11 protein-coding genes are annotated in these 14,403 nt (G+C 63.6%); 10 read left to right on the top strand and 1 reads right to left on the bottom strand.

What is annotated here, in order from left to right; all coding sequences use genetic code 11:
• Window positions 1–31: 31 nt before the first annotated feature.
• Window positions 32–1,048, bottom strand: coding sequence for an ABC transporter substrate-binding protein (locus DY201_RS08205; protein ID WP_115733670.1), 1,017 nt, complete (start codon window positions 1,046–1,048; stop codon window positions 32–34).
• A 383-nt stretch (window positions 1,049–1,431) separates the two neighbouring features.
• Here DY201_RS08205 and DY201_RS08200 point away from each other — a divergent pair, with 383 nt between their 5' ends.
• The 10 genes from DY201_RS08200 to DY201_RS08155 all read left to right on the top strand — a co-directional run bounded on the left by DY201_RS08200 (window position 1,432) and on the right by DY201_RS08155 (window position 14,278).
• Window positions 1,432–2,463: a substrate-binding domain-containing protein gene (locus DY201_RS08200; RefSeq protein ID WP_115733669.1), complete on the top strand. Its 1,032-nt coding sequence runs from the start codon at window positions 1,432–1,434 to the stop codon at window positions 2,461–2,463.
• 86 nt (window positions 2,464–2,549) lie between these two features.
• Complete coding sequence (locus DY201_RS08195) at window positions 2,550–4,088, top strand: sugar ABC transporter ATP-binding protein (protein WP_115733668.1); 1,539 nt, start codon at window positions 2,550–2,552, stop codon at window positions 4,086–4,088.
• Between the two features lie 97 nt (window positions 4,089–4,185).
• On the top strand, window positions 4,186–5,109 hold the full coding sequence (locus DY201_RS08190) for an ABC transporter permease (protein WP_245432117.1): 924 nt from the start codon (window positions 4,186–4,188) through the stop codon (window positions 5,107–5,109).
• Window positions 5,110–5,129: 20 nt separating this feature from the next.
• Window positions 5,130–6,110 (top strand): sugar-binding transcriptional regulator, encoded by a 981-nt coding sequence (locus DY201_RS08185; protein ID WP_115730763.1) that lies wholly within the window; start codon window positions 5,130–5,132, stop codon window positions 6,108–6,110.
• Window positions 6,107–7,102 (top strand): aldo/keto reductase, encoded by a 996-nt coding sequence (locus DY201_RS08180; protein ID WP_115730762.1) that lies wholly within the window; start codon window positions 6,107–6,109, stop codon window positions 7,100–7,102. The genes DY201_RS08185 and DY201_RS08180 overlap by 4 nt, the downstream gene beginning before the upstream one ends.
• A gap of 19 nt (window positions 7,103–7,121) precedes the next feature.
• Window positions 7,122–8,834 (top strand): glycerol-3-phosphate dehydrogenase/oxidase, encoded by a 1,713-nt coding sequence (locus tag DY201_RS08175; protein ID WP_115730761.1) that lies wholly within the window; start codon window positions 7,122–7,124, stop codon window positions 8,832–8,834.
• On the top strand, window positions 8,825–9,667 hold the full coding sequence (locus tag DY201_RS08170) for a class I fructose-bisphosphate aldolase (protein WP_115730760.1): 843 nt from the start codon (window positions 8,825–8,827) through the stop codon (window positions 9,665–9,667). Before DY201_RS08175 ends, DY201_RS08170 begins: the two co-directional genes overlap by 10 nt.
• A gap of 22 nt (window positions 9,668–9,689) precedes the next feature.
• Window positions 9,690–11,216: an FGGY-family carbohydrate kinase gene (locus tag DY201_RS08165; RefSeq protein ID WP_115730759.1), complete on the top strand. Its 1,527-nt coding sequence runs from the start codon at window positions 9,690–9,692 to the stop codon at window positions 11,214–11,216.
• Window positions 11,213–12,829, top strand: coding sequence for a GMC family oxidoreductase (locus DY201_RS08160; protein ID WP_115730758.1), 1,617 nt, complete (start codon window positions 11,213–11,215; stop codon window positions 12,827–12,829). Before DY201_RS08165 ends, DY201_RS08160 begins: the two co-directional genes overlap by 4 nt.
• Window positions 12,830–13,291: 462 nt before the next feature.
• On the top strand, window positions 13,292–14,278 hold the full coding sequence (locus DY201_RS08155; RefSeq protein ID WP_425358755.1) for an iron ABC transporter substrate-binding protein: 987 nt from the start codon (window positions 13,292–13,294) through the stop codon (window positions 14,276–14,278).
• Window positions 14,279–14,403: the final 125 nt, after the last annotated feature.

The raw sequence follows: 14,403 nt of genomic DNA, 5'->3' as shown, positions 1-14,403 counted from the left end.
GTACCTCCCCCCAGCGGCAATGCGACCTGCGTCACTTCTTGGCCACCAGTTCGTTTGCGCGCTTCAAAAGGTCGCTGCGATAGACCGAGTTGATGTCGACATCGCCCTTGTATTCAAGGTCACCGCGCTTGCGGAAGAACGCCTCCTGCTCGCGCACGGAGTTCAGGTCGATCGACCCGTCCTCGGAGCGGATGGTGTAGGTTATGCCCTGCAGCAGCGACTTTTCGGTGCCGGTGTAGCGGGCGACGATGTCGAGCACCTTTTCGTCCTTCCAGCCGCCATTGTCGAGCTGGCGCGCTGCCTTGAGATAGGCGGCGAGGAAGTTGACGACGGCATCCTCGTGGCTCTCCACGAACTCCTTGTTGAAGGCGATGAAGCCAAGTTCGGTGCCGAACGTATGGTCCTCTACCAGCCGCCGGCCGAGGCCCTCGCGCTCGAGCTGCAGGGCGAAGGGCTCGATGCTCCAGCCAGCCTCCAGGCCGCCATTGGCGAAGGCGGCGGCGGTCGCGGGCGGCGGCAAGTAGATCGCCTCGACGTCCTCGACGGTCAGCCCGCCCTTCTCAAGCGCCTTGGCAACCGAATACATGCCAAAGCCGCCAGGTCCCGGAATGCCCACGCGTTTGCCCTTGAGGTCGGCGACGGTCTTGACGCCTTCATCCCAGGCCTTCTGCGAGACCATGAAGGGCGACGGCGACGGCACCGTGGCGGGCATCTTGGCCGAGGTCGCGACGATGGCAACGGTAGCACCCGCATTGATCGAGTTGAACAGCCCGGCCCCCCAGGTCGCAGCGCCCGCCTGGACATTGCCGGAGGCCAGCATCTGGATCGTCTCGGCGGTCCCGCTTTTCGGCGACAAGGTCACGTCAACGCCGAATTCGTCGAAATAGCCGAGATCCTCGGCAAGGAAGAACGGCGCGTAGTCGGCGTAGGGCGAATAGAGGAATTCGATCTTCGGCCTGTCCTGGGCCAGCACGCCACCGGCGGCTCCAGCAAGAAGGCCAGCCGCAAGGGCTGCGACAACAAATCCGCGACGATTGACGGCAAACATAAGAACCCTCTCCATTGAGCGATCAGCCAGACTTTGATGTCCTGGATTTTGCAACTGATGCATCACATGCTGAAGGTGATATTTTCTAATTGGATTGGCAAGTGGAAAAATCTCGTCCGCCAACGTTGGCCATGGCAGCATGCCGTCACAAAGGTCTAGCTTCGAACGGCCGGGAGCGCTCCGCCGGCCCGACGCAAATTCAGAATCGCCGGACTTGATCTGAAATATATTTCAGTATATGAATTTTATTGACATATACTGGGTGAGCTGTAATCTCCAGACCGTCGGCTTTCGGGAGGAAGTCCGGCGGCAATCAATCCACATAGCGGCGCCTCGGGCGGCCGCGACGGTCATTGAGGATGGCTTCGGCCAAGGGAGGAAACTTGCGCAAATTTTTGAGCACGCTCGCAATCGCGGCGGCTGCGTCGGCCTGTTTGGCTTCGACCCAGGCGCTTGCCGAAACCGCCAACCCGTTCAAGTGCGAGCCGGGTGAGAAATACGTCATGAACGTCATGGTCTCGGGCGTCGAATACTGGTTCCCGGTCTATGAGATGTTCAAGCAGGCCGGCCAGCAGTTCGGCTGCGAGACCGAATATACCGGCACGCCCGAATACGACGTCAACAAGCAGATCGCGACCTTCGATCAGGCCCTCGCCCAGAAGCCGGCCGGCATCCTTGTCCATCCGATGAACTCCGATCCGTTCATCGAGCCGATCAACCGCGCCATCGAGCAGGGCACGGCGGTCGTCACCTTCGCCGCCGACTCGCCCAACTCCAAGCGCGTCTCTTTCATCACCTCGGACAATCTGGCTGAAGGCACCTATGCCGCCGACGCCGTAGCCAAGGCGATGGATGGCAAGGGCGAGTACGCCGTGCTGGAAAATCCGGGCCAGGACAACCACGACAAGCGTGTCTCGGCCTTCATCGCCCGCATGGAAGCTAAGTGGCCAGACATGAAGCTGGTCGGCCGTGCCGCCTCGAACCAGGATCCGACCAAGGCCTATCAGGCCGTGCTCTCCCTGGCGCAGGCGCATCCGGACCTCGGCGCAGTGTTCATGCCGGAAGCCAACTCGGCCATCGGTGCGGCCCAGGCGGCCAAGGAAGGCGGCGGCAAGATCAAGGTCATGCTCGCCGACGTCAACGCCAAGATCCTCGACATGATCAAGGCCGGCGAGATCTACGGCTCGGTCAACCCCAACCAGGGCATGCAGGGCTATATGGGCTTCATGCTGTTGTGGCTGGCCAAGCACCCCGACCTGATCGACCCGATGAACGACACCAAGCGTTCGGGTGCCAACGGCATGAGCGTGCCCTTCGTCGACAACGGCTTCTCCATCGTCACAGCCGAAAACGCCGACGACTTCTATTGGGACAAGTATCTCAAGCGCCGCGGCACCAAGGGCATCGAGGAATAAGCTCGCGCCTCGCCTTCACGGCAGAAAACCCGGAAGGGGGCCCTGGTCCCCTTCCCCCTTTGCAGCGCCCATCGCAGGAGCATGGCGTGACCGAGACGCCCATTCTTGAAATACGCGGCCTGTCCAAGGCATTCGGGCCCGTCAAGGCGCTCAGCGAGGTGCAGTTCGAGCTCAAGCGCGGCGAAATCCACGCGCTGTGCGGCGAAAACGGTGCCGGCAAGTCGACGCTGATGAACATGATCGCCGGCGTGCTGCAGCCCGACCGCGGCGAGATCCTGATCGACGGTACGGCTGTTTCGATCCCTTCGCCGGCGGCAGCCCAGCGCCTCGGCATAGCACTTGTCCACCAGGAGATCGCGCTCTGCCAGGACGCAACGGTCGCCGAAAACATCTACATGGCCGCGATCAACGGACGCCGCGCGCCGCTGATGAATTTCCAGAGGCTTTATGCCGACGCGCAGAAGGTGATGGACCTGCTTGCGCCCATTCCGGTACGCACCAGGGTCGCCGACCTTTCCATTTCCAACCAGCAGCTCGTCGAGATCGCCAAGGCGCTGACGCTCGACTGCAAGGTGCTGATGCTCGACGAACCAACCGCGGCACTCACCGAAAGCGAAGCGCAAAGGCTGTTTGCCATCGTCCGCGGCCTCAGGGATCGCGGCATTTCGGTGGTCTATATCAGCCATCGCATGGCCGAGATTTTCTCGCTCTGCGACCGCGTCACCGTTTTCCGCGACGGCCACTATGTCGCCACCGATCCCATTGCCCAAAGCTCGCCCGACGACGTCGTGCGCAAGATGGTCGGTCGCGAGATCACCCAACTCTATCCCGACAAGCTGGCGCCGAAGGAACCCGGCCGCAGGCTTCTCTCGGTCGAAGACCTGGCCGACGGCGACCGCTTCAGCGGCGTCAATCTCGAGCTCCGCGCCGGCGAGATCCTCGGTATCGGTGGCCTGATCGGCGCCGGCCGCAGTGAAATTGCCCAAAGCATCTGCGGCCTCAGGCCGGTGATGTCGGGCACTGTCGCGCTTGACGGCCAGCGCCTGCGCATCTCGAACTACAGTGACGCCGTCAAGGCGGGCCTCGTCTACCTCTCCGAAGACCGCAAGGGCTCCGGCGTGTTCCTGGACATGCCGATCGCAGCCAACGTCTCTGCGCTCGACCTTGGCAAGCTGACCGGTTCGCTCGGCCTGCTCGACCGCAAGGCCGAAGACCGCCAGGCCACCGACCTGACCAAGCGCCTCGGCGTGCGCATGGCCGGCATCGATGCCAGAGTGTCGACGCTGAGCGGCGGCAACCAGCAGAAGGTCGCCATCGCCAAGCAACTGTCGATCGACCCTAAGGTCATCATCATGGACGAGCCGACGCGCGGCATCGATGTCGGCGCCAAGGTCGAGATCCACCGCCTGTTGCGCCAGCTTGCCGGCAAGGGCGTCGGCATCGTCGTCATTTCCTCGGAACTGCCGGAGCTGATAGGCCTGTGCGACCGCGTCATGGTCGTGCGCGAAGGCCGCATCGCCGGCGAACTCGGCGCCGACGAACTCGGCGAAGAAGCCATCATCATGCTCGCCTCGGGCGTCCAGAATTCGTCAAATCAAGAAAAGCAGGCTCAAAATGTCGCCTAGGGAAACGGGAGAAACCCTGATGCAGGCCGAGATCAAGGCACGCGAGACGACCATCGAGAAACACACCGGGCGCATCAACTTCGCCCGCCTCGCCTCGATGCGCGAAGCCGGCCTGATCGTCATCATCCTGGCGCTGTGCATCGCCATGAGCTTCGCTTCGCCGCACTTCCTGACATGGGGCAATTTCCGCGCCATGCTGATGAGCTTCTCGATCGAGGGTATCGTCGTCGTCGGCATGACCATCCTGCTGATCGTCGGCGGCATCGACCTATCGGTCGGCTCGGTGGTGTGTTTCTCGATGGTCGTTTCGGGCGCCTTGTTCCTCGCCGGCCTCGACCCGTGGACCGCGAGCCTGATCGGCATCGGCGTCAGCGCCCTGATCGGTGCCGCCATGGGCTTCTTCGTCACCGTCGTCGGCTTAAACCACTTCATCACCTCGCTTGCGGCGATGGTCATCGTGCGCGGCCTGTGCCTGGTCATCACCAAGGGCACGCCGCTGTCGCTGTTCACCTTGCCGCCCGCCTTCAAGGCCATCGGTCAGGGCAGCTTCCACGGCCTGCCCTATGTCATCATCATCTTTGTCGTCGTCGTTGCGATCTTCGACTTCCTGCTGCGTCGCGCCACCGCCTTCCGCAAGGTCTTCTACACCGGTTCCAACGAGAAGGCGGCGCAGTTCTCCGGCATCAAGACCAAGCAGGTGAAGTTCTGGGTGACGGTGCTGTGCTCGACCCTCGCGGGCCTTGCCGGCGTCATCTACATGGCCCGCTTTGGTGCCGCGACACCGACCTTCGGCGCCGGCATGGAGCTCAACATCATCGCCGCGGCGGTCATCGGCGGCGCCTCGCTCAATGGCGGCTCGGGCACCATCTTCGGAGCCATACTGGGCATGGCGCTGCTTTCGGTGGTCACCAGCTCGCTGATCCTGCTCGACGTCTCGGTCTACTGGCAGGACATGATCAAGGGCTGCATCCTGCTTGCCGCCGTCTCCATCGACCACTTCCTGCACCGCAAGAAGTCCTGAGCATCCGGACGAGACAGATCATGGCCCCCCCAAACACCCGCGACGACATATCGACCGTCCGCCAGATGCACCAGGCACTCGTGCTGCATTATGTCGAAGGCAAGACCCAGGCCGACATTGCCAGGGAACTCGGCATCTCGCACGCCACCGTCAACCGGCTGATCAAGCGTGGCCACCAGCTCGGCCTTGTCGAGATCAAGATCAAGTCGCCGATCGACCACCTCGTCGACATCGAGACGCAGCTGGTCGCACTCGGCGGCATCGAACGCGCCGTCGTCGTGCCATCGGTATCGGACAATCCGCAGACTGCTTTGCAGCGTGTCGGCGAAGCGGCGGCGAGCCTGCTGCTCGACACAATCAAGGACGGCGACACCATCTCGATCACCGGCGGCAAGGGTGTCAGCGCCCTCGTTGCCGGATTGAAGCCCGGCCGCCGCTACGATGTCGAGGTCATCCCGGCCACCGGTCTCGTCCAGGGCAAGCACTACACCGACGTCAATCACGTCGCCTCGCTGATGGCCGACAAGCTCGGCGGCCGCGCCTACCAGGTCCATGCGCCGCTGTTTGCCGACACGCCGGAGCAGCGCGAGATGCTGATGGGCGTACGCTCCGTCGCCGACGTCTTCCGCAAGGCACGCGAAGCCGACGTCGCGGTTGTCGGCATCGGCTCGATCCTGACCGACGATTCCAGCTATTACGACCTGCATCCATCCTCGATCGCCGACCGCCGCGCCATCGAGCAGTCGGGCGCATCGGGCGAATTGCTCGCCCACCTCATCGACCACAACGGCAAGCTGTGCAGCTACGCGCTCAACCGCTCGCTGGTGTCGCTGACATTGGACGAATTCGCCACCATCCCGCGCTCGATCGGCATCGCCAGCGGGCCGAGCAAGGCAGCGCCGATCCTCAGTGCCATGCGTGGCAACCATCTCGACACCATCGTCACCGACGAGGCGACAAGCCTCCAGATTCTCGACCTTGCCGAACAGGAGGCAGCATGAGCTCCCGACAAATTCAGCGCCGCATCGGCCGCTCCGACGTCTCCGCATCGGCCGTAGGCCTCGGCACCTGGGCGATAGGCGGCTGGATGTGGGGCGGTACCGACGAGCAGGCCTCGATCCGCGCCATCGAAGCCTCCATCGAGGCTGGCATCAGCCTGATCGACACCGCGCCCGCCTATGGCCTCGGCCGCAGCGAAGAGATTGTCGGCAAGGCGATCAAAGGCAAGCGCGACAAAGTCGTCATCGCCACGAAATGCGGCCTCAACTGGCACTCCGGCAAGGGCAACCACTTCTTCGACCAGGACGGCAAGCCGGTGCACCGCTATCTCGGCGCCGACGGCATCACCCATGAAATCGAGCAAAGCCTCAGCCGCCTCGGCACTGACTATATCGACCTCTACATCACCCATTGGCAGGACCCGACGACGCCGATCGCTGAAACCATGGCGACGCTGGAAAAGCTCAAGGCATCGGGCAAGATCCGCGCCATCGGCGCATCCAACGTCAGCACTGAGGATCTCGAGCACTATGTCGCCGCCGGCCAGATCGACGCGATCCAGGAGCGCTATTCGATGATCGATCGTGAGATCGAGACCAGCCTGCTGCCGATCACCCAGCGCAACGACATCGCCACGCTCAGCTACTCCTCGCTGGCGCTCGGCCTGTTGACCGGGATGATCGATCCCTCGCGCGAATTCACCGGCGACGACCAGCGCAAGGACAATCCGCGCTTCTCTGCCGCCAACAGGCAGAAGGTGGCGATGCTCAAGCAGGCCATCGCGCCGGTCGCTGAACAGCACAAGGCGTCGATGGCCCAGATCGTCATCGCCTGGACGCTGGCGCAGCCGGGCATCACCTTCGGCCTGTGCGGCGCGCGCAATGCCGAGCAGGCGCTCGACAATGCCCGGGCCGGCGAAATCACGCTTGGCGCGGACGAACTGGCAATCATCGACACGGCAATCGCCACGCATCTCACCTCCATGGATGCCTGAGCGAAAAGGCACAGCCCACATGAACCGCAACGACACACTCGCCGCTCTGCGAGAGCGGCCCGATATTGCCGTGCTTGTCATAGGCGGCGGCATCAACGGCATCTCGGTGTTCCGCGAGCTCGCCCTGCAAGGCGTCGACGTCGTGCTCGCCGACAAGGGCGACTATTGCTCCGGCGCCAGTGCCGCCTTGTCGCGCATGGTGCATGGCGGGCTTCGCTATCTCGAAAACGGCGAGTTCAAGCTGGTGCGGGAATCGCTGGTCGAGCGCGACCGGCTGTTGAAGAACGCCCCGCACTATGTCGCGCCACTGCCAACGACGGTGCCGATCTTCGACACCTTCTCCGGCATCGCCAACGGCGCGGTCCGCTTCCTCGGCCTGACGCGCAATCCCAGCCGCCGCGGCGCGCTGGTGATCAAGGCCGGACTGACCATGTACGACCTGTTCACGGCAGCACGGCGCTTGATGCCCAAGCACCGCTTCCGCGGCCGTGCCGAAACCCTCAAGACATGGCCCGCGATCAATTCCGATATCCGCAGCTCTGCCACCTATTACGACGCCTGGGTCAGCCGTCCCGAGCGCCTCGGCCTGGAGATGTTGTTCGACGCAATGGCATCGAGCCCCACCGCACACGCCCTGAACTATGCCGCGGTCGCCGCATCCAACGACGGCCTCGCCCTCACCGACAGCTTGACCGGCGAGGTCCTGCAGCTCCGCCCCAAGCTGATCATCAACGCCACCGGTGGTTGGATCGACCTCACCAACAAGGCCATTGGCGCGGCCGCCCCGCGCATGATGGGCGGCACCAAGGGCTCGCACCTGATCGTCGACAATGCCGAGCTTTACGACGCGCTTGGCGGCCACATGGTCTATTACGAAAACGAGGATGGCCGCATCTGCATCCTGTTTCCTTATCTCGGCAAGGTGCTGATCGGCTCGACCGACATCCGCGTCGACGATCCGGACCAGGTCCGCTGCGACGACGATGAGCGCAGCTATATCCTGCAGTCGCTGGCTTTCGTGTTCCCCTCGATTGCCATTGCCGACAACGAGATCGTCTTCCGCTTCTCCGGCGTGCGGCCCCTGCCCGCCAGCGACGACAGCTTCACCGGGCGCATTCCGCGCGACCATTTCTGCGAGTTTGTCGAGCCGAGCGACGGCCTGCCGGCAACCTTGTGCATGATCGGCGGCAAGTGGACGACCTTCCGCTCCTTCGGCGAGATGGCCGCCGACATGGCGCTCGAGCGCCTTGGCCTCAAGCGCAGATCAGGCACCGAAGACCTTGCCATTGGCGGCGGCCGCGACTTCCCTGCCGATCCGGACAAGTGGTGTGTCGCCTTTGGCGCCAGGCACGGCGTGCCAGCCGAACGCGCAAAAGTCCTGCTTGAGCGCTACGGCACTTCAGCGGTGGATTTCGCAGCAGATCTCGCTACCGACCCGATGCTGGCGGGATCGACCTACTCCACCGGCGAGATCCGCCTGATCGTCGCGCGCGAGCAGGTCGAATGCCTCGCCGACATCTTCCTGCGCCGCACCACCATCGCCATTTCGGGCGGCCTCAGCCTTGCCCTTATCGACGCCGTGCTTGGCATCCTCACCGATCACAAGGCCTGGAGCACGGCCCAGGCCGCGGCCGAACGCACAACCTTCCTCGCTTTGCTCGCCCACCAGCACGGCATCGCCATTTCAGACCTCTCCCAGACGAACGACAGAAGGAGCGCCCTATGCGCCTGAACCACAAAGTCCGCATGAACCGGTTGTTCACTGGCGGCCGCTGCCTCGACGTCGCCATCGATCATGGCGTCTGCAACGAGCCGAGCTTTCTCAACGGGCTCGAGGACATGGCCGGCGTGGTTGCGCAATTGGTCAAGGCCGGTCCAGACGCCATCCAGATGAACTACGGCCAGGCCGACCTGCTGCAGGCGGTGCCGGGCAAGGACAAGCCGGCACTGGTCATGCGCATCGACATGGGCAACCCCTACAACAAGATCCGCCACCGGGCGATGTGGGCGCTGCTGCAGAACGAGGCCGAGCCGCTGCTCGGCGCCATCGAGATGGATGCGGCCTGCGTCGTCGTCAATCTGTTCATGCTGCCCGACGAGCCGGACCTGTTCCGGCAATGCGTCCAGAACATCGCCCGTGTCCGCGCCGACTGCGAGAAATACGGCCTGCCGCTGATGATCGAGCCGCTGGCCATGTTGCCGGTCGACCAGAGCGGCGGCTACATGGTCGACGGCGATGCCGAAAAAATCGTCACCCTGACCCGGCTCGCCCGCGAGATGGGTGCCGACATCATCAAGGCCGACCCGACCACCGATCCCAACGATTTCCACCGCGTCGTCGAGGCGGCGCGCTGCCCGGTGCTGGTGCGTGGCGGCGGCAAGGAGGACCTGCGCACCGTGTTCGACAAGTCGGCGGCCCTGATGGCGCAGGGTGCTATGGGGATGGTCTATGGCCGCAATATCTACCAGCATGCCAATCCGAGCGCTGTCGTGCGCGGCCTGATGGCGATCATCCACGACGGTGCGGATGGTGCCACGGCCTTCGACCTGTACAAGCAGGCCTGAGCAGCGGCATCGGGAGGAGCCAATGGGCACGTATATTCTCGGCCTCGATGCCGGCAACACCGTCATCAAGGCGATCATCTTCGACACCGAAGGGCGCGAACTGGCGCTCGCCGCCTGCGACGGCCACTCGTCCATGCCCAAGCCTGGCCATGTCGAGCGCGACCTCGACGAGCTCTGGCGCAACGCGGTTGCAGTCATCGGCCAGTGCATCAACAAGGCCGGCATCGACCCGAGCGAGATCGTCGCCATCGGCTGCGCCGGCCATGGCAACGGCCTCTACGCGCTCGACCGCAACGGTGCGCCACTTGTCGGCATCCAGTCGCTCGACACCCGCGCTATAGGCATCGTCGATGAATGGGCCGAGCAGAATGTCGGCGACCGCACCTATCTCCATTGCCTGCAAAAGCCTTGGGCGGCACAGACGCCGACCCTGCTCGCCTGGCTCAAGCGCCATGCGCCGGAGCTGTTCAGCCGCATCGGCACGGTGTTCCTGTGCAAGGACTTTGTCGTCAACAAGCTGACCGGCGCACGCTCGACCGACACCACAGACATGTCGGGCTGCGGCCTGCTACAGATGCCTGGCAGGCGTTACGACCACGACCTGCTCACCGCCTACGGGCTTGGCGAATGCATGGCGCTTTTGCCGCCGGTGCTGGAATCGGCTGACATTGCCGGCCACGTCACATCGGAAGTTGCGGCCCTCACCGGCCTGCGCGCCGGCACACCCGTCGTCGCCGGCCTATTCGACGTGGTTGCCAGCGCCGTCGGTTCCGGCGTTACCCGCACCGGGGCGGCGTCGATCATCGCCGGCACCTGGAGCGTCAACCAAGTCATTACGGACGAACCGATCCGCGATCCCTCTATCTTCATGCTCTCGACCTTCGATCCCAGGCGCTATCTGGCGATTGAATCGAGCGCGACGTCGGCTGCCAATCTCGAATGGATCGTCCGCGAGTTCCTCGAACATGGCCATGAGGCCAGCGCCTCGCCGTTCGAGCTGTGTAGCGAACTCGTCGCTTCGGTCGATCCCAGTGGCGACATACCGATCTACCACCCCTTCCTCTATGGCTCGCAGCAGAACGGCCACGCCCGCGCCGGCTTCTACGGCGTCGCCGGCTGGCACACGCGCGCCCATATGTTGCGCGCGCTGTTCGAGGGCGTCGCCTTCGAGCACAAGCGCCACGTCGAGACCTTGCGCAAGGCGGGTGCGGTCTTCGACGAGGTCGTCTTGTCGGGCGGCGGCTCGCGCAGCGCCATCTGGCCACAGATCTTCGCCGACGTGCTCGGCGTTCCGATCACCGTGGCGCGCAGCCGCGAGACCGGTGCTCTGGGTGCGGCAATTGCGGCCGGCGCCGGCGTCGGTATCTTTGAAGACTACAGCGCCGGTGCAGCCGCAATGACTGCGGCAGCGCGGCACTATACGCCCAATGGCGCGATTGCCCCTGTTTATTCCAGGCGCTATCGACTGTATGGCGAGATCAACCAGGCGATGACCCCGCTTTGGCAGCGCATCGCCATGGAGCAGGCATCTGGGCAGGCGCAATCGTGACCGAAGCTTCCTCCTCATTTGGCGACTACGACTACGTCATCGTCGGTGCCGGCTCCGCCGGTTGCGTGCTTGCCAACCGGCTGTCCGCCGACCCGCGCAATCGCGTGCTGTTGCTCGAAGCCGGCGGTTCCGACCGCTATCACTGGGTCAACATCCCGATCGGCTATCTCTACTGCATGGGCAATCCGCGCACCGACTGGCTGATGAAGACCGAGCCGGAAGCCGGCCTCAACGGCCGCAGCCTCAACTATCCCCGGGGCAAGGTTCTGGGCGGCTGCTCTTCGATCAACGGCATGATCTACATGCGCGGCCAGGCCGCCGACTATGACGGCTGGCGCCAGGCCGGCAATGCCGGCTGGGGCTGGGACGACGTCTTGCCCTACTTCCTGAAATCGGAGGACTATCATGGCGGCAAAAGCGCCATGCATGGTGCGGGCGGCGAATGGCGCATCGAAAAACAGCGCCTGTCCTGGCCGATCCTCGATGCCTTCCGCGACGCCGCCGAGGAACTCGGCATCCCGCGCACCGATGATTTCAACACCGGCACCAATGAGGGCTCCGGCTATTTCGAGGTCAACCAGCGAAGTGGCGTGCGCTGGAACACCTCCAAGGCCTTCCTGCGCGGCATCACCGACCGCAACAATTTGCGTGTCGTCACCGGTGCCGAGACCGAACGGCTCGAATTCGACGGCCGACGCGTCACCGGCCTGGTCTTCCGCAAGGACGGACAACTGCATCGGGTCAAGGCTGGCCAGACCATCCTCGCCGCAGGCGCCATCAACTCGCCGAAGATCCTCGAACTGTCGGGCGTGGGCCAGCCGGAGCTGCTTTCACGCCTCGGCATCGAAGTCTACCATGCGCTGGCAGGCGTCGGCGAAAACCTGCAGGACCATCTGCAGATCCGCACTGTGTTCAAGGTGACGGGTGCGGCAACGCTCAACCAGCGCTACCATAATCTGTTCAGCCGCGCCGCCATGGGTCTCGAATATGCCGTCAAGCGCAGCGGCCCGCTGTCGATGGCGCCGAGCCAACTCGGTATCTTCGCCAAAAGCGATCCTCGCCTCGCAACGCCCGATCTCGAATATCACGTCCAGCCGCTCAGCACCGACCGGCTCGGCGAGCCGCTGCACCGCTTTCCCGCCGTCACCGTGTCGGTCTGCAACCTGCGCCCCGAAAGCCGGGGCACCGTGCACATGGCATCGGTCGACGCACGCGAGGCGGTGAAGATCCAGCCGAACTACCTCTCCACCGAAGGCGACCGCAACACGGCCATTGCCTCGCTGCGCCATGTCCGGCGCCTGATGCAGGCCAAGGCGGTGGCACGTTTTGCGCCTGAGGAGATGTTGCCCGGCACCCAGTTTGACAGCGACGAAGACCTGCTGCGCAAGGCCGGCGACATCGGCACGACGATCTTCCACCCTGTCGGCACCTGCAAGATGGGTTCGGATGCCATGGCCGTGGTCGACGACCGGCTGCGCGTGCATGGCCTCGATGGCCTGCGTGTCGTCGATGCCTCGATCATGCCGACGATCGTCTCCGGCAACACCAACTCGCCCGTCATCATGATCGCCGAAAAGGCGGCGGAAATGATCCTCGGGGATCGCCGCGCCTAGGCGGCAAATCGACTGGGCTAAAAGAAAATCGCCTGGGGCAATGCCATTGTGACCCACTGGAACGGGGTCACGAGTGAAACGCGATTATCTTGACGCACAGGCCGCTTGGCGCGTGCCAGCACAACTCACCAAGAATCATCGAGTAGAGCGGATAGTTCCTAAAGATTTTCGATCCGTCTCCACTCGTGATCAACATGGCGTCATCCCGAAAAGGCTGGCCTGTTCACGCAACATCTGGCTGCTCGAAGGTCGGAGTCATAAAAGACATTCCCGCAACGATTTCAGGACGACGAACAGGATCGCGCAGGCCCCCTTCAGGCCTCCGTCGCTCCACCTCCCGGCTTCCTTTGGCGTCGACATCCCCATGTTGACTCAGGTACTCATGTATTGTTGCAGCCTGCCTGGCCCCAGCACGTACCTTCAGCTTCCAAGGAGTGCCCCGTGAAGTCCCCTTATCACGCATTGACCAGCGCCGCCTTGCTGACGGCCCTCTACGCCTCATCCGCTTTGGCGCAGGATGCCCAAGGCATCGTCGTCTACAACGCCCAGCACGAAAGCCTGACCAACGAATGGGCCGAGGCCTTCACCAAGGAAACCGGTATCAAGGTGACGATCCGCAAGGGCAGCGACACCGAATTCGGCAATCAGATCGTAGCTGAAGGCAAGTTGTCGCCGGCCGACGTCTTCCTGACCGAGAACTCGCCAGCCATGGCGCTGGTCGACAATGCCGGGCTGTTCGCGCCTGTCGATGCCGACACGCTGGCGCAGGTGCCCGAGGAATACCGGCCCGCCAACGGCCACTGGACCGGCATCGCCGCACGCAGCACCGTCTTTGCCTATGACAAGACCAAGCTGACCGCCGACAAGTTGCCTAAGTCGCTGCTCGACCTTGCCGACCCGAGCTGGAAGGGCCGCTGGGCGGCTTCGCCATCGGGAGCCGATTTCCAGGCCATCGTCGGCGCGCTGCTTGAGCTCAAGGGCGAGGCTGCCACCGCCGAATGGCTGAAGGGCATGAAGGCCAATTTCACCGCCTATCGCGGCAACAGCACCGCCATGAAGGCGGTCAATGCCGGCGAAGTCGAAGGTGCCGTGATCTACCATTATTACTACTACGGCGACCAGGCCAAGACGGGTGAAAACAGCAAGAACGTCTCGCTGCACCTGTTCAAGAACCAGGATCCCGGCGCCTTCGTCAGCATCTCTGGCGGTGGGGTCCTGGCGTCGAGCAAACACCCCAAGGAAGCTCAGGCCTTCCTGAAGTGGATCACCGGCAAGACCGGCCAGGGCATCCTCAAGACGGGCACGTCATTCGAATATGCCATCGGTGTCGGCGACGGCTCCAATCCGGCACTGACCCCGCTCAACGACCTGCAGGCACCGAAGGTCGAGGCCTCGAAGCTCGACAGCAAGAAGGTGTCGGAACTGATGACGGCAGCCGGGCTGCTCTGAATGCCGCTTCGCCAAGTCGGCTCCCGCGATACGGTCGCGGGAGCTTTTGCACCTGAAGGGCTTGCCAAGACGGCGGAATTCCTTCACCGGATGGTCACCTATTCCTCGCCGCGAGGCGAACTGGG

Source organism: Aminobacter aminovorans (assembly GCF_900445235.1).
GTDB classification, from domain to species: domain Bacteria; phylum Pseudomonadota; class Alphaproteobacteria; order Rhizobiales; family Rhizobiaceae; genus Aminobacter; species Aminobacter aminovorans.
Note: the sequence above shows the minus strand (reverse complement) of the source record. Positions and strands in the feature narration are given on the sequence as shown.